General features: G+C 40.9%; 24 protein-coding genes and 1 pseudogene. 22 read left to right on the top strand and 3 right to left on the bottom strand.

The window, feature by feature from the left end; genetic code table 11:
- Nucleotides 1-35: 35 nt before the first annotated feature.
- The 13 genes and pseudogenes from ATG66_RS13275 to ATG66_RS13205 form a co-directional block, all read left to right on the top strand.
- A pseudogene (locus ATG66_RS13275) lies at nt 36-458 on the top strand (GNAT family N-acetyltransferase); the annotation flags it as partial.
- A gap of 169 nt (nt 459-627) precedes the next feature.
- A complete protein-coding gene (locus ATG66_RS13270) occupies nt 628-975 on the top strand; it encodes a DUF3024 domain-containing protein (RefSeq protein ID WP_098415739.1) in 348 nt (115 codons plus the stop codon).
- Nucleotides 976-1,694: 719 nt separating this feature from the next.
- Nucleotides 1,695-2,045, top strand: a complete 351-nt coding sequence (locus tag ATG66_RS13260) for a hypothetical protein (RefSeq protein WP_098415737.1) — start codon at nt 1,695-1,697, stop codon at nt 2,043-2,045.
- Nucleotides 2,046-2,253: 208 nt separating this feature from the next.
- Nucleotides 2,254-2,439: a hypothetical protein gene (locus ATG66_RS13255; protein ID WP_098415736.1), complete on the top strand. Its 186-nt coding sequence runs from the start codon at nt 2,254-2,256 to the stop codon at nt 2,437-2,439.
- 279 nt (nt 2,440-2,718) lie between these two features.
- Entirely contained in the window at nt 2,719-3,903 is a 1,185-nt protein-coding gene (locus ATG66_RS13245; RefSeq protein ID WP_098415921.1) for a site-specific integrase, read from the top strand.
- 113 nt (nt 3,904-4,016) lie between these two features.
- Entirely contained in the window at nt 4,017-5,024 is a 1,008-nt protein-coding gene (locus ATG66_RS13240; RefSeq protein ID WP_098415735.1) for a hypothetical protein, read from the top strand.
- Nucleotides 5,025-5,110: 86 nt separating this feature from the next.
- On the top strand, nt 5,111-5,353 hold the full coding sequence (locus ATG66_RS13235) for a helix-turn-helix transcriptional regulator (RefSeq protein WP_098415734.1): 243 nt from the start codon (nt 5,111-5,113) through the stop codon (nt 5,351-5,353).
- Nucleotides 5,346-6,596 carry a VapE domain-containing protein gene (locus ATG66_RS13230; protein WP_098415733.1) on the top strand — a complete coding sequence of 417 codons (1,251 nt, stop codon included), beginning with the start codon at nt 5,346-5,348 and terminating at the stop codon, nt 6,594-6,596. The genes ATG66_RS13235 and ATG66_RS13230 overlap by 8 nt, the downstream gene beginning before the upstream one ends.
- Before the next feature lie 178 nt (nt 6,597-6,774).
- A complete protein-coding gene (locus ATG66_RS13225; protein WP_098415732.1) occupies nt 6,775-7,590 on the top strand; it encodes a restriction endonuclease in 816 nt (271 codons plus the stop codon).
- Nucleotides 7,591-7,756: 166 nt separating this feature from the next.
- Nucleotides 7,757-8,011, top strand: coding sequence for a class I SAM-dependent methyltransferase (locus ATG66_RS13220; protein ID WP_098415731.1), 255 nt, complete (start codon nt 7,757-7,759; stop codon nt 8,009-8,011).
- On the top strand, nt 7,980-8,354 hold the full coding sequence (locus tag ATG66_RS21200) for an HNH endonuclease domain-containing protein (RefSeq protein ID WP_098415730.1): 375 nt from the start codon (nt 7,980-7,982) through the stop codon (nt 8,352-8,354). Before ATG66_RS13220 ends, ATG66_RS21200 begins: the two co-directional genes overlap by 32 nt.
- 380 nt (nt 8,355-8,734) lie before the next feature.
- Nucleotides 8,735-9,649 (top strand): BRCT domain-containing protein, encoded by a 915-nt coding sequence (locus ATG66_RS13210; RefSeq protein WP_098415729.1) that lies wholly within the window; start codon nt 8,735-8,737, stop codon nt 9,647-9,649.
- Nucleotides 9,650-9,905: 256 nt separating this feature from the next.
- Nucleotides 9,906-10,502, top strand: coding sequence for a tyrosine-type recombinase/integrase (locus ATG66_RS13205; RefSeq protein WP_098415728.1), 597 nt, complete (start codon nt 9,906-9,908; stop codon nt 10,500-10,502).
- Nucleotides 10,503-10,820: 318 nt separating this feature from the next.
- On the opposite strand, the gene ATG66_RS13200 is transcribed toward ATG66_RS13205, so the two are convergent.
- The gene (locus tag ATG66_RS13200; RefSeq protein WP_098415727.1) at nt 10,821-12,620 is read right to left on the bottom strand and encodes an amidohydrolase; all 1,800 of its coding nucleotides are present in this window, start codon (nt 12,618-12,620) and stop codon (nt 10,821-10,823) included.
- A 561-nt stretch (nt 12,621-13,181) separates the two neighbouring features.
- Here ATG66_RS13200 and ATG66_RS13195 point away from each other — a divergent pair.
- The 6 genes from ATG66_RS13195 (at nt 13,182) to ATG66_RS13160 (ending at nt 16,604) form a co-directional block, all read left to right on the top strand.
- Nucleotides 13,182-13,367 (top strand): hypothetical protein, encoded by a 186-nt coding sequence (locus ATG66_RS13195; RefSeq protein WP_098415726.1) that lies wholly within the window; start codon nt 13,182-13,184, stop codon nt 13,365-13,367.
- 140 nt (nt 13,368-13,507) lie between these two features.
- On the top strand, nt 13,508-13,822 hold the full coding sequence (locus tag ATG66_RS13185) for a hypothetical protein (RefSeq protein ID WP_098415725.1): 315 nt from the start codon (nt 13,508-13,510) through the stop codon (nt 13,820-13,822).
- A 145-nt stretch (nt 13,823-13,967) separates the two neighbouring features.
- The gene (locus tag ATG66_RS13180) at nt 13,968-14,408 is read left to right on the top strand and encodes a hypothetical protein (protein WP_098415724.1); all 441 of its coding nucleotides are present in this window, start codon (nt 13,968-13,970) and stop codon (nt 14,406-14,408) included.
- Nucleotides 14,409-15,051: 643 nt separating this feature from the next.
- A complete protein-coding gene (locus ATG66_RS13170; RefSeq protein ID WP_098415722.1) occupies nt 15,052-15,474 on the top strand; it encodes a GNAT family N-acetyltransferase in 423 nt (140 codons plus the stop codon).
- A 146-nt stretch (nt 15,475-15,620) separates the two neighbouring features.
- Entirely contained in the window at nt 15,621-15,887 is a 267-nt protein-coding gene (locus tag ATG66_RS13165) for a hypothetical protein (RefSeq protein WP_098415721.1), read from the top strand.
- Between the two features lie 153 nt (nt 15,888-16,040).
- Complete coding sequence (locus ATG66_RS13160; protein ID WP_098415720.1) at nt 16,041-16,604, top strand: sugar O-acetyltransferase; 564 nt, start codon at nt 16,041-16,043, stop codon at nt 16,602-16,604.
- Between the two features lie 138 nt (nt 16,605-16,742).
- Here ATG66_RS13160 and ATG66_RS13155 read toward each other — a convergent pair whose 3' ends face one another.
- Both ATG66_RS13155 and ATG66_RS13150 read right to left on the bottom strand, forming a co-directional pair.
- The gene (locus tag ATG66_RS13155) at nt 16,743-17,033 is read right to left on the bottom strand and encodes a type II toxin-antitoxin system RelE family toxin (RefSeq protein WP_005377002.1); all 291 of its coding nucleotides are present in this window, start codon (nt 17,031-17,033) and stop codon (nt 16,743-16,745) included.
- The gene (locus ATG66_RS13150; protein ID WP_005377003.1) at nt 17,023-17,271 is read right to left on the bottom strand and encodes a type II toxin-antitoxin system Phd/YefM family antitoxin; all 249 of its coding nucleotides are present in this window, start codon (nt 17,269-17,271) and stop codon (nt 17,023-17,025) included. Before ATG66_RS13150 ends, ATG66_RS13155 begins: the two co-directional genes overlap by 11 nt.
- A 242-nt stretch (nt 17,272-17,513) precedes the next feature.
- Between ATG66_RS13150 and ATG66_RS13145 the strand changes: the two genes are divergently transcribed.
- From ATG66_RS13145 to ATG66_RS13135, 3 genes are read left to right on the top strand one after another with little or no spacing between them, the layout of a single operon-like run.
- On the top strand, nt 17,514-17,975 hold the full coding sequence (locus tag ATG66_RS13145) for a hypothetical protein (protein WP_098415719.1): 462 nt from the start codon (nt 17,514-17,516) through the stop codon (nt 17,973-17,975).
- Nucleotides 17,975-18,394, top strand: a complete 420-nt coding sequence (locus ATG66_RS13140) for a TIR domain-containing protein (protein WP_098415718.1) — start codon at nt 17,975-17,977, stop codon at nt 18,392-18,394. The genes ATG66_RS13145 and ATG66_RS13140 overlap by 1 nt, the downstream gene beginning before the upstream one ends.
- Before the next feature lie 43 nt (nt 18,395-18,437).
- Nucleotides 18,438-18,920 carry a MazG-related protein gene (locus ATG66_RS13135; protein ID WP_098415717.1) on the top strand — a complete coding sequence of 161 codons (483 nt, stop codon included), beginning with the start codon at nt 18,438-18,440 and terminating at the stop codon, nt 18,918-18,920.
- Nucleotides 18,921-18,997 lie beyond the last annotated feature (77 nt).

Raw genomic sequence — 18,997 nt, 5'->3', positions numbered from 1 at the left:
CCAAAATTAGCTGACACAGAATTCTGAACGCCCTCTTTCCGTACTCTCACCCTTCATTAAAGCAGTTTGAAAAGTCTTCGTTTCAACGGTTATTAGTCGGCTCAGATTTACAGTTAATCACTGTCGATGATACTCCGATAGGGACAGTCAGTTGTTATTGGGAATGTGAAGAAACTCGCTGGCTTGAAGCTGGTGTGGTGATCTACGATTCTAAGTTTTGGGGGCAAGGTATCGCTGCGTTGGCTCTTCCTCAATGGATATCATACTTGTTCAAAAATAACACAATCGAAAGGGTTGGTTTGACAACATGGTCAGGCAATCCGCGCATGATGTCTCTGGCGCTGAAGTTGGGTTTTCAACAAGAAGCAAGGCTAAGAAAAGTACGTTACTATGAAGGCGAGTATTACGATTCAGTGAAATATGGGGTGTTGCGTTCGGAGTGGCAAGAACGCAACTAACAAAGCATTTAAGAGTGATTCGCAACGCTTGGCAGTTTCGCTTCGCTCAAGTATAGCCAAGCGCCGCTCACACCTTAATGCGGCGTTATGTACTTTCTCGAAAATTAACCTAGCCAACGAATGAAATTTGGTCGTAAACTTAGCTTAATTAAAGGGTTAGGTAGTAGATATGGCATTTTCAGAAATTGAGCAACAGCGTTACAGAAAGGCAGTGGAGAAATACCTCGATTCTTGTCGACCGCCAGAAGAGATCCGCAACCAACTTGACATTGGGTATCGGCTAGAGGGGCAGGTTATCGAAATATTTGAGATACGTCCTAAGTGGAATGACGCATCCGAAAAAATGGAGTGCCCAGTAGCCAAAGTCAAATATTATAAGTCGCGTGACGCGTGGAAAATTTACTGGATGAAATCCGACCAAAAATGGCATTCGTATGAGCCAATTCCAGAAATTCAGCTCCTAGAAGCTTTCTTTGAAGTATTGGAAGACGATACTTATGGGTGTTTTTGGGGATAGAATCAACCACGTACATAACAAAGCATTTAAGAGTGATTCGCAACGCTTGGCAGTTTCGCTTCGCTCAAGTATAGCCAAGCGCCGCTCACACCTTAATGCGGCGTTATGTTTACTTGTATTTCAGTGGCTTAAAGTTTCTTCGATCTATGTTCTTTGTCCCTTTGGCAGTTCGTTCGAGTTACTTCAGCAAATCGGCATTGTCGGCCCAAGTTCATGAATCACTCAGCCCGTAAAACATACTAATGTTCGTGGGTTGCTTCATTTTCAGGTCGTGGCGGCTGTTTATAAGTTTCACTGGCTTTAAGTCGCTTTGAGTGTATTTGCCAATTGGCATATCGGCTTAGCAGTTGCCTCGGCAATTTGCCATTGTTCTGCGCTGTGGTTGGAAAGAGAGGGCGCTTGTTGAACGTTGGTCGGGTTGCCTCATTGGGCAGGGAAGTGGACTTACGCGTTTTATGTTCCGTGCATCTGGCGGCCAAGTGAGTTTTGTCGTGTGATTCGGCTCAGAAAATCCGGTCAAGAATGCAGTTCTTTGCCAAATAAATCAGTCATTTGTGGTAAAACATAACAAACAATTCAAGCTGATTCGCAACGCTCGGCGCTTTCGGTTTCAATTTGTTTAGTGATTACGGTGAAGTGTTTGAGTAAGGTGGCAGCGTTGCTCACAACTTAATTGGGCGTTATAGAGCAGAGTGAAAATATTCAAATTTGGGAGTTTTATGCAACATATTATACCTGGCTATGAAAAACGTAAAGTGTCTATAGATATGCTCAAACATCTTGCAACTTTGTCGGTTGCATGTATTGCGTTTATAGCGTCATTTTATAGTCAAATGAAACAGTTGCCTGATTACCAAGAGTTTTTGGTTCACTCAGTTAGCGCATTCTTCTTCTGTGTGGTCTGCACCATTATTGCCTGTTTTATTTTGTTAGCCAATTTAGAAAATATAGTGAAAATCGCTGGTACACTTCAGCATCAATTGTTGCGACTCTCCATTTTAGGAGCAGTTGGAAGTTTTCTATATGGTGTGTGGAAACTAGCATCATTGGTGTTGGGAAATGCTCTATAACAAAGCGTTTAAGGCAGATTCCCAACGCATGGCATTTTTCATTCCATCGTTCGGTTTCGTGTTTACGGTGGTATGGTTATGTTTCGTGGTAGCGTTGCTCACTACTTAACGCGGCGTTAGCTTTCAAGATAAACAATAATCACCTCAAAGAATTACATTACCAAGTGTTCTAAACTAATTGCTTATTACTAGCGATAAGGAAATGGTTATGTCTGTAGAAAATGATAAACAAGAAGTTACTGTTGTAGATATAAAAATGCCTTTTATGTCGATGGTTATTTTTATGGTTAAATTGGTTATTGCTTCGATCCCCGCTTTTATAATTCTGAGTATAATTTTTGGTCTTTTAATGGCTTTTTTTGGTGGAATGTTCCATGGAATGGGGCGGTATTAAAAGCTAACAAACTGTTCAAGAGGGATTCGCAACGCGTGGCATTTTCACCATGCGTTGGTTTTAGTGTTTAAGGTGGTATGCGGCGGCTTAAGTATTGCGCTGCTCACCCCTTAACAGTGGGAATGAGTAAAAACTCTCAGTAAACACCAATGAACAAGAATGAGCGAATACTCGCATAAAAACATGTACTTATATGAATCTGGTTTGTTCTTTGTTGTTCGTGGGTATGGGTGTACGTACAATAATTTTGCTACATATACGCTACACGAGGACTTGTGCATGCCCATTAAGAAGAAGATCACCAACACCTCAATCAAAGCACTTACCGTCGAACAGGGGAGGCTTAATGATACTGAGATAAGTGGCTTTCATGCCCGTATCTCTCCAAAAGGCGCAATCAAATATTACTTTTATTACCGCGTAAATGGCAAACAACGAAATTACTTCATTGGCTCGGCGGATTCACTCACACCCGCTCAAGCGAGAGATTTAGTCAAAGAGAAAGCAGGATTAGTTGCGAGCGGGGTGGATATCCAAGAATCTCGTCATGAAGCGAAAAAGGCAGAGATGCGCAAAAGTCTCACGCTTGGTCGTTTTCTTTCCGAACACTATAAAGATTACTTAATTTCAATGAATCCAAAACGGGCGAGTCAGGCTTATTCTTGCATTGCGAATTCTTTTACCCACCTTTTAGACAAACCATTGGATGAGGTCAAAGCTTGGGATATACAGCAGTGGATCACCGAACGTAGAAAGCTAGGTCGCGCACCCTCAACGATAGAGTATTGTGTCAATCGCCTTAGAGCGGCATTCAATCGTGCTGTCGAGTGGGAGTTCATAGATAGCCACAACCTAAGCAGCGTGAAACTCATTAAGCAGGATAACACCCGAATACGATATTTATCTAAGGAAGAAGAACAGCGTCTACTGGATAGTATTCAAAACCGAAATCAAAGCATTCGAGCGTCCGATAGAACGAAGAAGCCTCTCATGTTCGTTGATTTCTTAGAGCCATTAGTGATCACCGCTATGAATACAGGCATGAGAAAAGGCGAACTTCAGACTTTACGATGGGAGTATGTTTCTTTCCCCAATCGTTATTTAACCATTCGCTCTGAAAATGCCAAATCAAAGAAGACTCGAACGATACCGCTTAACGATACGGTGCTTAATCTACTAGAGAGTTGGCGAGCACAAAACTCTGATGCCGATTATGTCTTCGTAGCGAATAACCAACCCGTAGAGTTCTTTCAATATCAATGGCAATCATTATTGAAAGAGGCGGGTATTGAGAATTTCAGGATCCATGACTTGCGGCATCATTTTGCAAGCAAACTGGTAATGGCGGGCGTCGATTTGAATATTGTGCGTGAACTTCTTGGACATGCGGATCTCAAGATGACGTTGCGCTATGCACATTTAGCCCCTGAGCATAAAGCGGCAGCGGTGAATCTCATTGGTTAGGTTACAAAGTAAATCGAGATATCACTCGAATTATCAAGGGTATGGTTTTTTATACAGTGGTATTGGTGCTGTAATTCGGTGTTTAAGTGGTGTTAATTCAAGGAGGGATTGAAGTGAGCCAGTTTAAACGCCGTTATGTCAGGCTTGAGGAAGCTTGTGATAAAACCTATTTAACCAAGTGGGACATACTGGAAGCCATTGAAGAAGAGAAGCTGAGTTTGTATGCGCAGATCTCTGCTCAACGTCTTGGGGCTATTCATCCATCTAGTCAAGGTGTTGCGGCCATCTTCGACTATAAAGGCATTGTTCAACTGACGGACAGACCATCTAAACAGTTTGCGCTTTCGTTAGAGCCAGTACCCGTTCAACACGTCATTGTGGTTGAGCCACATGGGATCAACCGTTGGCGTTCGGTTACGGATGCGTTTGATAACGTATTACAAGCGGACTTTAAGTACTTATCGAGTGCGTTAAACCAACCGAACAAAGCATTCCTTGCTTATACGGCGGTTAATGCTTCCCTAATCACTGAAAGCGTGGTTGGAGAGTTCATCACGAGAGCCTCGAAGATCTTAAACGATGAAAAGGTTCATCAGTATGTTGAGCAATACCCAAGTCAGCGTGGTCAGCGCCTTTCAACCGATACGTTAACGGTTAAACCCTCTCAAATACGGGTTGATATGGAGGAGGTTGTCTGTGTCTTTGGTAAAGCCGCACTCATGAATGGCGGTTGCCAAGCGGTGAATACTACTGAGGCAACGGTAGGCTTAACGGTTAACCCTATTGCTAGTAACTGCACTGGAGTGGTTGAAGCACCCACTACTATTCGGTTGAATTCGGTTACCCAACCGATGCCAATCCATCCGATAGCACAAATAGCCTATCGAGTATTACAACTGCATTCTAAAGCGAGAGCGGATAAGGTTTGGAACATCATAAGACAAGATGTGAGAGAAAACGAGTTTAACCGTCAGTTTGATATTGATACGCTGGTTGAAAGTATTACTCAGGACTCTGTGACGTGGTTTGGCCGCGGGGATAATGAAAATACCATGTCCTACGAATCATTCAGAAAGAATGTATTGGTCGATGTGAGACGGCAAATTAGAACGCTGGGATAAAACGTCGTCGTCATCGTCGTTGATAACGTCATATGACGTTTGCAGTCATTAAGTTGAAACCTCAATGAACAAGAGGAAACATCAACATGACTCAATCCCCACTGGATAAACGTGTATACACAGAGCAAGAAACTGCACTTTACATCGGCATGAGCCGTTCGTTTTTACGCCAAGCTCGAATGGAAGGACAACGCAAGAGCCGAACGGCAGCGCCGCCTTTCATTAAAATTGGTCGTGCTGTCCGTTATCTCAAAGAAGACTTAGACCAGTGGCTAGATAGTCATGTCAAACGTGACCACTTGCTACAAGGGGAGGGCTTCCATGCTTAACGATGGCAATGCACCAGAATTTCCTCATGTCAGATATAAAGAATCGGGACAACAAATCGTATTAAACACGGCGGATAACCTGAGAGAATTGCTTAAGAGCACAGGCTATCAAGCAAAGCTCAACAAAATGACGTTAGAGCCTGATATCTTCAAAGACAATATTTGTATCGGTTTTCCTGATATGGTCAGAAGTGAGCTCGTCTCTCTGGCGTCGATTTACTCATTACCCAAATCGGCCATTGATGATCATTTTAACGCCATTGCACAAGATAGTAGCTACCATCCAATCGCGGATTGGCTTGATGGTGAGTGGGATAGAAAGCCAAGAGTGGAGGCGGTACTCAACTGCTTAGATAAACAGAATCCAACGCTCTCTAACACCGTGTTGCTACACTGGTTGGTTTCCTGTGTAGCATGTCTCTTTGTTCGTAATTTTAAATCTAAGCTCGTGCCCGTCTTACAAGGTGAGCAATCTTACAAAAAGACCGCATTTGTTGAGCGTATTGCCAATGTAATGCCGAGTGCCTTTCTTGAAGGTGCAGAGCTAAACCCTGACCACAAAGACAGCGTGCTCACGGTGATCCGCTCATGGATAGTGGAATTGGGTGAGCTAGAACGTTCAACAAAGAACTGCCAAGGGGCATTGAAAGCATTCATAACGCGAGCCTGTGATACGGTGCGTCCACCCTATGCGCGCAATGATATCAAGAAAGAGCGTCAAACCAACCTAATTGCGACGGTAAACGGTACGGATTTTCTAAAAGACGAAACCGGAAATACCCGCTACGCGGTCATTGAGCTTGTGGGTGAAACGGATATGGATACACTTAATCAAATACTGGGTTGGGAATATCAAGCCACCGGTGAATTGACCCTGAAAGAGCCTGAGCAGCTGCGCCAATTTTGGTTAGAAGTGAAATACAAGTTCATGGTTGAACGTCACCCTTGGATGTTGTCGCCTGAGATACAATCACAAGTATCACAAGAGTCGGCGAAATACGTAGATAAAGGCACTTGGTATAACTTGTTAAATGACCATTTAGTCGAATGCGCAGGTAAGGCGAGGGAGTGGCTATCGACCAAACAGATATGTGAAGTCCTGAACACAGACGGATCGAAAGGAAATGTGATTGGCAAAGCACTGAATCAACTGGTTAAAGAGGGCAAGTTAGAGAAAAAAATGCTCAATGGCTCAAACCGCTATTGCTTCCCGACTGTACGTCCTCAACACGCATTTCACTAAGTAGCCAAAGTTACCCCACTTGCCCCACTTGAATTGATATTAAGTGGGGTAAGTGGGTTATTTTTATAAGATTTAATGAATTAAGACGACTGGTAAATCCAGAATGAGTACTGTCTCGAAACTTTTACGATAGGCGTTTGGTTTAATATGTGCTTTACATTTTAGGATATGAGACGTTATGGCAAAGAAAAATGATGGAATTCTTCTACACCTAATGGATGCGCCTTGGTGGGTTAGCGTTCTGTTTGCCATCGCTATATATGTAGGAATGACCTATATATTGCCCTCACTGGCTATAAACACGGATAATATTGTCTTTAAAGCTGTGGGGCCGAACCTTCCTATTATGGCCCCGATCTTTACTTTCCTTTTCCTTATACCAGCTCCGATCGCGTTTTTTAAACAATACCAACGAGTAAAAACCTATCAAACCACAACTAACCATATCTTGAGGCGAAAAGATTCTAAACCATTAAGCTCATTGAGTTGGCTTGAGTTTGAAAGTTATATAGGTGAGTACTTTAAACACCAAGGATATAAAGTGAAACAAAACTTGTCTCACAAGCCCGATGGCGGCGTCGATATTTGGTTAACGAAAGATGGTGAGCGGATTTTAGTTCAGTGCAAACATTGGAAAACACGTAAAGTTGGGATCCAAGTGCTTCGTGAAATGTATGCGGTCATGATTGAGAATCAAGCGACTAAAATGATGATTGTAACTTCAGGAAATTTTACCTCAGAGGCGATAGCATACGCTCAAGATAAACGACTTTGGTTAATCAACGGCAGTGAGTTGGTTCATCTGATTGAAGATGGTCGTTATCATAAGGATAAGGCAATAGTCAGTGACGTCACAGAGACACCAACAACAACACTATGTCCTAATTGTCATTCCCCCTTGGTACAAAGAGTGGCAAAACGAGGCGTAAATGCAGGAAAACCATTTTGGGGTTGCTCGTCATTCCCCAAATGTAGGTTTACGCGTGACAGTTGATACTCTTTCTATCTATTCAACAAGTAGCGCCATGTTATCTTGCAAAAATCGAGTGGGGTAAGTGGGGTAAGTGGGGTAACTTTTGTTACATTGAGAAATTGAGATAAGATAGAGAGTAGTTAATCTTTATTTATCAGTAGCGTAAATACGCTTCATTTGAGATTTTATGAACTATTACAACCAACATGCACAAGCGTTTTTCGACGGTACAATCAGCGTTGATATGGAAAGTATTTATCGAGAGTTTTTACCTTTGGTAAAAAATGGCGGCGTTATTCTCGATGCAGGCTGTGGCTCAGGGCGCGACTCAAAAGCGTTTAAAGAATTGGGCTTCCAAGTTCACGCAATAGACGCTAGTCCCGTACTAGCGGAACTGGCAGAGGAACTCATTGAACAACCTGTTCAAGTTACCACGTTTTGATCATGTCTTGCCAAGACAGGTAGTAAATCACGATGAAATTTGGAACTTAGTGCTCGCTCATGGTGACTGTAATCTGTTGAAGTCCGATAGATTGGTCGGAGAGCACTTTATTACCAAGCTTATTGCTAGAAATGAAAACATCATGGGTAGTAATCACCCTTGGAAAGCACAAATCCAAGCCGCGTTAGGAACAACACCCAGAAAGAGGTCATCTGCTTTGCGTCATCACTACGACAACGTAAAAATGGTACTAGGAAACTATTATTGGGGTGGTTCTGATTCCTACAATCCTGCAACTGACCCGTTCTACATAAAACTAATTACAGTTCTGAATAATCGGTGATGATGTAACCATGAATAGAGATAACAAGTTTATGCCCCAAAATGAGTTACGGAACTGAATTGCAATCGTTTAATTCTTATGTGCTACTCATTGTGGTGTCCCTGAAATGCGAACCTAACTTTTTCGGGTACTGTTTGGCCTGAGTTTGAGTGCAGTCAATTGGTTATACCAAATGACTATAGATATGCGTTAAACAACCATACATCTGTACTCGTTTGAAATTAGTTAAATTCATTAAGGTGCTGAGAGTTGACGTAGTAAACATAATCGATATTTTGCGAATACTTTTCGTGGCAATTGTTACATCTGCTCTTGATGATTTCATCACGTTGAGATATTTATCCGTATGCCATTAGTTTAAACTAATTAGGTTGCATAATATGACGACTAAATCAACAGCAGTATTGGATCACCACGGACAACCTCAGACTTTGGCGTTTAATTACAAACGAAACAAAGCTAAGGCAATATTAACACTTAAAGGAATTCTAGATGGTATTCATGCTGATAAGCATTTGAGTGAACTAGAGGAAGTCTATCTTCGAGCATGGAAGGACAACGATGTCTTCAACTTAACAGATGGAGATTTCATTGATATTCATGAACAAGTAGAAGATATCTTAGAAGACGGTGTGATAACAACATCTGAACTTATTGATATGCAGCAAATGCTGCAAGACATACTTAATTATGGTGACCTTGAAGATGGTGGCTATGAAGGCACAGTCAATCATCTTCTTGGGTTTCTAAGTGGTATAAGCGCTGACGACACTTTATGTGATGCAGAGATAGAAAAACTAGGAAAGCTACTTAGTAAAGATAAACACCTTGTTAGTAAGTGGCCTGCAAACGCAATAAAAAAGCGTCTTGATATGATACTGGAAGATGGGATTGTTGATGATAGTGAAAGATGTGACTTATTAAGTCTTATCAAGGCTATTTCTGGTCAATCTCTGCTGGAAACAGGCCTTGCTTATGGTATGTCAGCTGATTTTTCGACAACTCAAGAAGGACGAATTTGTCTCAAGGGGAAACAAGTTTGTTTTACGGGTAAGTTTTTAAGTGGTTCAAGAAAGATCCAAGAGCAAAAAGCTTTGTCTTTAGGTGCCCAAGTAAAAGGCAACGTTGTGAAGGGACTTGATATACTTGTACTTGGTGCAGTTGCGAGTCGAGATTGGCGGTTCACGAGTTATGGTCGAAAAATTGAATCAGTCTTAACCTATCGCGAAGAAGGGCGCAAGATTGAAATTATTAATGAAGAACTGTGGAATGCACTAACGGTTTGTGATGACTAGTGATGATCTTCTTGTTCAAAAAGCTGGTACAAAGCTAAGAATTATAATGGAATTAAGTTATTGATGTTAAATAAATTTAAATTTGGCAGCTTGTGCTCGAGAGTTCGAATCTTCTAAAGATGTCTATTTACTTTTTTTGACACGTTTTATGCGCCGCTAACGCGTTCATGTCCACCAACATTTCAGATCTTTCTGAGGCCTACTAAATGTGACTGCCAAACTTCATGTTGACCAAAAACACTGAGAGGAGGTCATCATGAGAAAGTCATCTTCTGGAAAATGCAGTGGCATCAAAAGGCCATTTAAGCTTGAAGAGATCTGGCGGATCAGAACTAGGCTGGAGATTGAAAACGATTTGATGCAGCTCGCGTTACTGAACCTAGCTATAGATAGCAAGTTAAGAGCGAGTGATTTGCTAAAGTTACACGTTTACGATGTTTCTTCGCAAGGAGTTATCTATGACAGGGTTCAGTGCATCCAGCAAAAAACGGGAACCGATGTCCACTATGAGATTACACCAAGAACACAGAAAAGTATTAGCCGATGGATTTTTGCAGCATCCCTAGAGGCAAGCAGTTTTCTATTTCCGAGTAGCCGCCGCTCTGGGCAACCTATCAGCTATTCATTCTATCGAGCAATTATCAGGAGCTGGGCTGTAAAGCTTGGATTGAATGCTGACTATTACGGTACTCACTCCATGCGTCGCACCAAAGCAACTTTAATCTATGCCAGAACGAAAAACATCAGGGCTGTACAGATCTTACTTGGACACTCGAAGCTTGATAACACAATTCGATACCTTGGCGTTGAGCTAGAGGACGCTCTGAGGTTGTCTGAGAAAACAGACTGCTGACAGATAGAAGCTGTTACAGGCTTTTCTCCTGAAAAGCCTGTGCCACATTAAATGTTTTAGATTAATTACTCTTTGATACATCGAGGAAGAGTTTTTTCATACTAAAAGTTATCCTTTCTTATAGCGTGCCGTTCGTTTTGAGGTACCGTAATTTATCGAGGAAGTGAATTTCTCGTTAACTCAATAAATGTTTGGACTCAATAAGCACTCTAAATATGCAATAATACTCCTCAGTTTTAGTTACGGGCTAGCAAAAAAATAGGAAGAACAAATGACTTCCTATTTTTATGTTTACGACTAAACATATGAAACAATAAATCAATGTGAGTGATGCAATAGCCCTGTAGAAATCATTGCCGTAGTTGCGATTTCCTGACATCGTTTGGTGTTTATACAGCTACCTAATGCGACTTGTTGGTCAATTGAGTAAATCGTTTGACCCTCTTTTATCGTTTCTAACACTTTGATATCAGAAAGTATTTCGGGTTTTGCCGTTAGTGGGTTATCAGACAATATAACTAGGTCTGCAAGCTTCCCAACTTCCAGAGAGCCTTTGTTTTTCTCTTCTTTGTATTGAGTTGCCGCCCATAGTGTTTGCGATTTTAATCCGTCCAGCGCCGATACGCGTTGTTTAGGTCCCAAAACCTGACCACTACGACTCACACGGTTAACTGTCGCAGAATAAACACGCATTGAGTTAGGAAAAGCCACTGGGGAATCATGGTGAGACGTATAGATCATCCCCAAATCTCGTGCCCAGCCGGTAGGCGAGATATTTTCTGCACGACCTTTACCTAAAACGGAACTCATGTGCCAATCACCCCAGTAGAAGGTATGCATTGGAAAGAACGACGGAAAAACGCCTAATTGCTTAAATCGTTCTACTTGATCTTTACGAGCGGTCTGAGCATGTATCGCGATAAAACCTCGGTCTGGTATACCGAGCTTTTTCTGACTCGCTTCAATACCGTTAAGCAATTGATCAATTGCAGCATCACCATTGACATGGGTTAACAACTGCCATTCATTACGTTGGGCTAACTCAATATACTCGGCGGCTTTTTCATCACTCATACTCGGGTAACCTTTGTAGCCTTGTTCTTGACCGACAGGTGGAACAAGGTAAGGCTCAGTTAACCATGCAGTCTTCCCCTGAGGAGAACCGTCTAGATTAAGCTTAGCCCCAGCAACGCGAAATCCATTAGAATACTCGCTTGAGTAATACGGAGGAGAGATAACTTCTTGAGCTACTTGAATATCGGGATACGCGGCTACATCGATAGGGAGTTTTTCCTCTTGAGCTAAGTTGTACATGGTTTTCACTGCCGAAATCGAAGCGCGACCTTCCTGAGCTGTGGTATAACCAAAACTCGCGTAAAGCTCCATACCCGCTTTAAAAATGGCTTCATTCTCTTTGGCATTGAGTTTGGAAAGCAGTGGTAGCAAGGTCCCAAAGAAAGCGGTTTCTTCCAGCACACCATTAGGTGTTTTTCCATCACTCTCACGACGAATCTTACCGCCATCAGGATCGGTACTCTCTGATTTCAAACCTGCCAACTCTAATGCTTTAGTGTTCAACGTCGCTAAGTGACCTGACTGATGAATAATAAGTATCGGAAGGTCTTTAGATACTTCATCCAATTCTTGCCGAGTAGGATGCCTTTGCTCTTTTAGCTGTGAGTCATCATAACCAAACCCCAGGATGATTCCATGCTTGCCATTTTCTGGCTTCGCCACCCAAGATCTTAGTTCTTCTTGCAGCGACGCAATACTATTCACATTACCATCAGGATCGGCAAGTAAGTTCGCAGATAAAGCTTGAATGCCCGTGTTAAAAACATGTCCATGGCCATCAATGAAGCCCGGGATCATGGTTTTTCCATCTAAATCAAAAATTTTCGTCTTATCATCTCGTAACTTCATCAGTTCCGATTCTTTGCCGACAGCTAAAATTCGACCATTCTTAATGGCTAGAGCCTCAGCGGTAAGGTCAGAGTCGTTGACCGTAATAATATCTCCGCCAACATAGATTCTATCCGCAAAAGATTTTGTTGGGCTTGCCGCCAAAGTGGTACAACTGACAGATAGTAAAGCGAATGCCAAAGGTGAGAGCCTCATTATGTTTCCCCTCCAAGGAACTATGAAAAATGACTTGTAATAAGTAGAAAGTGTAGATTAGTCAGGTAGATTTTACCCACTTGATATTAATAAAGTTTAATACTTGGGTAAAAAGTAAGGCTAATGCTTTAAATAATTAAAAATATTAAACTTGCGTCTAAACGATAAACCATCCGACTAATAGGGAGCTCAAGTCTCGAAATACATAAAAACAGACGTTCTAGTCTTCGCCAGTAGGACTGGGCTCCTTACTAAGCGTCTTTTCCATACCTGACATTATTCATGAATTGCTAATATTCGATTCTTCGAAACTCATTATTGTACAAAAGCATGTTGGTAGAGTGCTTGCTTTGTTCACTTTTATCGCTACATATTTGCTACATTCCTTGTGGTTTTGGATGTTTACTTATTAGTTAAGTATATGTTTTAAAGGCTTTTTAAAGATTGTCATCATCCCCTTAACAGGGCGTTAGCTTTCAAGATAAACAATAATCACCTCAAAGAATTAAATTACCAAGTGTTCTAAACTAATTGCTTATTATTAGCGATAAGGAAATGGTTATGTCTGTAGAAAATGATAAACAAGAAGTTACTGTTGTAGATGTAAAAATGCCTTTTATGTCGATGGTTATTTTTATGGTTAAATTGGTTATTGCTTCGATCCCCGCCTTTATAATTCTGAGTATAATTTTTGGTCTTTTAATGGCTTTTTTTGGTGGAATGTTCCATGGAATGGGGCGGTATTAAAAGCTAACAAACTGTTCAAGAGGGATTCGCAACGCGTGGCGTTTTTACCATGCGTTGGTTTTAGTGTTTAAGGTGGTATGCGGCGGCTTAGGTATTGCGTTGCTCACCCCTTAACAGGGCGTTATGTTCTAAGGTGAAAAATGAGAAATCAAGGAATGATATTAGTTGCTTTCATCTTTTCAATTGTTCAAGCTTCTTTAGCGTATTTTCTTCATAACGACATGATTTCAGTAAAAATATTTCAATGGATAGTCTCGGTAATATATATCCCGTTGTATTTCGTTCTTCTGTTGATTGGTGGATTATTAGAAGTAGTCTTTGGGCTGAATCTGCTAAAAGGTGGAGTTGTTTTTCCTTATCTGCATGATGCTTTATGGGCAGTTGGTGGCATACTATTACTTCCTCTGAATCTGTGGTTTTTGAAGTTAGGCGCACGCTGTAAATTACGAACATAACAAAGCGTTTAAGGCAGATTCGCAACGCGTGGCATTCTCAGTTTAAATTGAGTTTTGTGTTTAAGGTGTAATGGTTTAGGTTAGGTGGCTGCGTTGCTCACTACTTAACGCGGCGTTATGTATCTCGCGAAAAAGGACAGTTTTAATGGATGTAGTTCCAAAAATATCAGATATAAAAAACCTTAAAGATCTCAGTACCGTTCTAGTTCTTCCGTTGTTATGTGCCTGCTATATATATCAAACGGAGTACATTTTATCGCTGGATAGTTTTAGTTTCTCAGTTGATCCTGACAGTTCTGGTTTCTGGTACTACTTCCAAATAGTGGTGATTTTCGTTGGAAAAACTATATGGGCTGCATTTTTTAGTTTTGCGCTCTATATGGCTGTAATTTACGCCTATATATACATTCATCAGTCAACTATTCATTTAATCGTATTGATTTTGTTAACATTTGGTTTTGTTGGTGTTTTTGCTACGGATAGAATTAATGCGTATTTGTCTTTGGCTCCTTTGTGGTATTACACTAGTTTCGTTGTAGCATTCTTTTTACTTTCAATGGTGGAACAAATCGAGTCCGATACATAACAAACTGTTTAAGAGTGATTCGCAACGCGTGGCATTTTTACTATGCGTTGGTTTTAGTGTTTAAGGTGGTATGCAGGAGCATTGGTATTACGTTGCTCACACCTTAACAGGGCGTTAGTTTGCAAAGGGCAGAAAAACGTTTATGGTCTAAAAGCCTTGTTCTGCGTTCTAGCTATTCACCTGTTATTTCCCAAAGACTTTTCATCGAAATAGGCATCTCGCGTAGCCAGTTTTTCGGTTAATTGGCTTTCGTGTTATTCATTTCTTCCGTGTTAGTAAGGTTCATTTCTCAATATTCTTGCACGCTGCTTCTTTGGTTTTGAACGTTAAGCGGGAACATTGAAAGATGGTATTTGTGGCCGTCGGCATCTACGAAAGTCTTCTTAGCCAAGTGCGTTTTGTTGGTTGGGTTTAAATTCTGAGCTGCCCGTTTTACTTTTGCGTTTAAAACCATTAGTTTCATAGCTAATTCAGCACCTTGGCGCTAAACCTTTGGCTTCATCGCGGTGGCAAACTAACAAAGCGCTTAAGGCAGATTCGCAACGCGTAGCATTTTTAGTATGCGTTGATTTATGCGTTTAAGGTGTTATGCGGTGGCTTCGTATTACGTTGCTCACTACTTAGCTTAGCGTTAGGAGATTCAATGGTTTCGTATCAACAAACAGAAGATTTATCAGCTTCGGCTAAAATCACTTACTTAAACATGCGTTCATATTACGAGCATTACTCTGTTGATTGGGATTGCTCAAAAATAGAAGCTCAAATCCATGATTTAAATAACTTCGATATTCTGTTTAATGGTGAGGTTGTTGGGGCAATTCGTTTGGCGTTTGATAACGATGGTTGTTACATCCGTGACTTGCAAGTCAGCGAAAAATGCCAAAATCAAGGTATTGGTGCGTTAGCACTTTCTGAATGTGAAAGGTTAGCCATTAAATCAGGCTCTAATCGACTTAGGTTACGTGTATTTAAAATTAGTCCAGCTTTCCACCTCTATAAAAGAGTTGGATTTGTAATTGATAGCGCTGACGAGAGATTTTATAGCATGTCGAGAACAATCTCCTAACAAAGCGTTTAAGACAGATTCCCAACGCTCGGCATTTTCGGTTTGCTTTGAATTTAGTGTTTACGGCACAATGGTTTAGGTTCGGTGGTTTGCGTTGCTCACCACTTAACGCGGCGTTATGTTTATAGTCAAAAAGGAAAATATTTATGAGTAACTCTATTGAAAAAATGAAACAAAATGATCTTTTGGTTGAAATTCATCCTGGTGGAGAAGCCGATATCCCTCGGTTGAACGAATTACTTAGACTACATGATGAGTATATAGACGGTATTGAATTTACCTATGCTAAGAATCTGGGAGGGAACCAAGTTCAGTTTTGCTACGATCATCCAGATACATTTACTAATAAACAAGCTGAAATAGCGCAAAGAATTGTATCTGAAGTCAAAAATAAGTTTATGGCGACAAAATAAACATAACAAACGCTTTAAGACGGATTCGCAACGCTTGGCGATTTTGGCTTGATTTGGCTTTTGTGTTTACGGTGCAACAATTGAGTGTCGTGGTAGCGTTGCTCACCACTTAAGCGGGCGTTATGAGTAAATTGGTATTGGAGTCCAAGTGTAATGTCAGAAAAAGAAAAAATGTTAGCAGGTGAGCTTTATGATCCAAGTGATGAAGAGTTATTAAAGCTAAGATTGAACGCTAGATTGTTAACTGAAGAGTTGAATACAACCTCTGTTGAGTTTCAACAAAAGCGTGTTGAAATAATTAAGCACTTGTTCGGCACAACAGGTGACAATATTCACATCGAATCTTCTTTCAATTGTGACTATGGCTCTAATATTCATGTTGGTGATAATTTCTATGCTAATTTCGGCTGCGTGATTTTGGATGTTGCGGAAGTAAAATTTGGTAAGAGCTGTTTACTTGCACCTCAAGTTGGAATTTATACTGCGACACATCCCTTAGACCCAATCGAGAGGAACAGTGGTTTAGAGTTAGCAAAGCCAATAACCATTGGTGACAATTGTTGGATAGGTGGTCATGCGGTTATCAACCCTGGTGTGGCCCTTGGGAACAATGTGGTGGTAGCCTCTGGTGCAGTGGTAACGAAGAGTTTTGGAGACAATGTCGTAATTGGTGGTAATCCAGCGAAAGTGTTAAAAGAAATCAGCGTTAAGCCATAATTTACTCATAACAAAGCATTTAAGAGTGATTCCCAACGCTTGGCATTCTCAGTTCAAGGTTGGGTTTTGTGTTTACGGTGGTATGGTTTATGTTCAGTAGTAGCGTTGCTCACACCTTAATGCGGCGTTATACCGCAATCAGTCATCTAACCTTTTCATGGCTTTACGGTAAACATCGCTACGTTCGCGCTTTCCAACTGCTAGGACGGTTACAATGATTACATCGTCTTCAACTTTGTAGACGAGACGGTAGCCTGATTGACGCAACTTAATTTTATACATGTTGTCAGCTCCAGAAAGTTTTGAAGCCGGAACATGTGGGTTATCTAAGCGCTCGATTAGCTTTTTCTTAAATTGTTGTTGCAGAGTAGAACCAAGCTTTTTCCACTCTTTGAGTGCGCTCTTTTTAAAGTCGAGTTTATAGGTCATCAATATTTACCGAAATGCTCTCTTCAGATTCACGCTCTTTAGCGATAGCGAGTAGTTCAAGATCTTCGAGTCTGTCCATCATCATTTCGTACGCTTCGGCAGGTACGCAATAAAATGCTGGTTCATTTCGGTTTAATACAGCAACAGGTTCGCCGTAAGCACTAGTTGCAACTTTCATAGGGTTAGCTTTCAACTCAGTAATGCTTGCAGCAACATCGGCTAAAATTCTAGTGGTCATATAATCGGTCTCTTAAGTGGTCTTTATGTTGGTCATTTTAGCCTCAACCAAGCGGTATAACAAGTTGCTTAAGAGTGATTCGCAACGCGTGGCATTTTTACTATGCGTCGGTTTATGTGTTTAAGGTATTATGCGGAGGCTAAGGTATTGCGTTGCTCACACCTTAGCAAGGCGTTAGCTTTTTATCGCAATACTATCCAGTATAATAGCGGCATATAAAGAAAAAATAGAGATTAGATTGAATGAGTGATGACAGTAATTTTCAAGAGTACAAGCGTAATGCTGCTGACGAAATGGATTGGGTTGAAGTTGATCAACTTCATGAAGCGACTTTGAAAATTAGTCAAAACTGTTTCGAATTTAAAAAACTATGTGTTGCGGTAATCGGTATAGCAGCTGTCGCACTTGGTAAACTAACATCTGATACTCTAGACCCTTCATATTTTGTAGTTCCCTTTCTTGTTGCGTTTGGCTTTTGGATTGCTGACTTTACTGCATATTATTATCAACGAGTTACCAGAAAACGCATGAATATAAGGCTTCAGGCAATAGCATCAAGAAACCAACTTTCAACCGATAATCTCTCAATAGTAAATGTTAGTTGGGGCAACGCTATGTTTAATTTATCTATGTCGCTTTACTTCGTTCTAATGTCTTTGTCTGTAGTTGGATTTTTCTTGTTTTCTCAAGGTCGCATTGCGTAATGAACATTTTTATTAGCTATACCCTTCGAGATGAGGTGATCACAGTTGATCATCTTAAGTCTATATCAGAGGTTGTCTCTGATTACGGCAAGCCATTTGTAGACATCATTGATAATGACGCAAAAGACAAACAAAAATTTGTCATTGAGCAACTAGATAATTCTGATCTGGTCGTGCTACTTAACACTGATTCTGTTTCAAAATCTAAGTGGGTTAGGTTGGAAATCGACCGAGCAAATAAAAACAATACGCCTGTAATTAGTATTCCGTTAAACGGAAGTCAGTCAATCCGCTTAAATTACATAAACAAATACTTACGTGCAGAACTAAAAAAAGCTAACAAAGCATTTAAGAGTGATTCGCAACGCTTGCCATTTTCGCTTCGCTCAAAGTATAGGCAAGCGCTGCTCACACCTTAATGCGGCGTTATGGCGCAGGGCAAAATTCAGCTAAGGGAGCTAGATGAGTGATAAAGTTAAAGTAGCCTTGCAGTGGCTCAAAGAAATCTTGGATGCAGAGGTTGTGGAGTATCAAATAGTAGGTGGATTAGCGGCAACTATTTATGGTGGAAGTCGGGAAGTCGCAGATATAGATCTTTATATTCGAAACTCAGACGCAGATAAAGTGTTATCGCATGTATCAAAATACATATCCAAACCGTTAACTCATTATGTCGAATATGGTTGGGATTTAGAGTATTTCCAATTGGTTTACCAAAATCAAAAAATTGAAATCGGTTTGTCTGAACATACTAAGATACAATCACATCAAGATGGCTCTTGGCACCAGCTTGAAATCTCCTTTTCAGAATCAGTTATTAAAAATTATCAAGGCATAGAGTTGCCAGTTATCCCAGTTCATCGTTTAGTCGAGTACAAGCGGATATTGGGCAGGGAAGTAGACCAAATTGACATACAAGAGCTAACGTTGAGCGTAGCGCCATAACAAATTGTTCAAGAGTGATTCGGCACGCGTGGCATTTTTACTATGTATTGGTTTTAGTGGTTAAGGTGTTATGCGGA

This window comes from Vibrio sp. ES.051, from assembly GCF_002563795.1.
In the GTDB taxonomy this organism is placed as follows: Bacteria; Pseudomonadota; Gammaproteobacteria; order Enterobacterales; family Vibrionaceae; genus Vibrio.
Note: the sequence above shows the minus strand (reverse complement) of the source record. Positions and strands in the feature narration are given on the sequence as shown.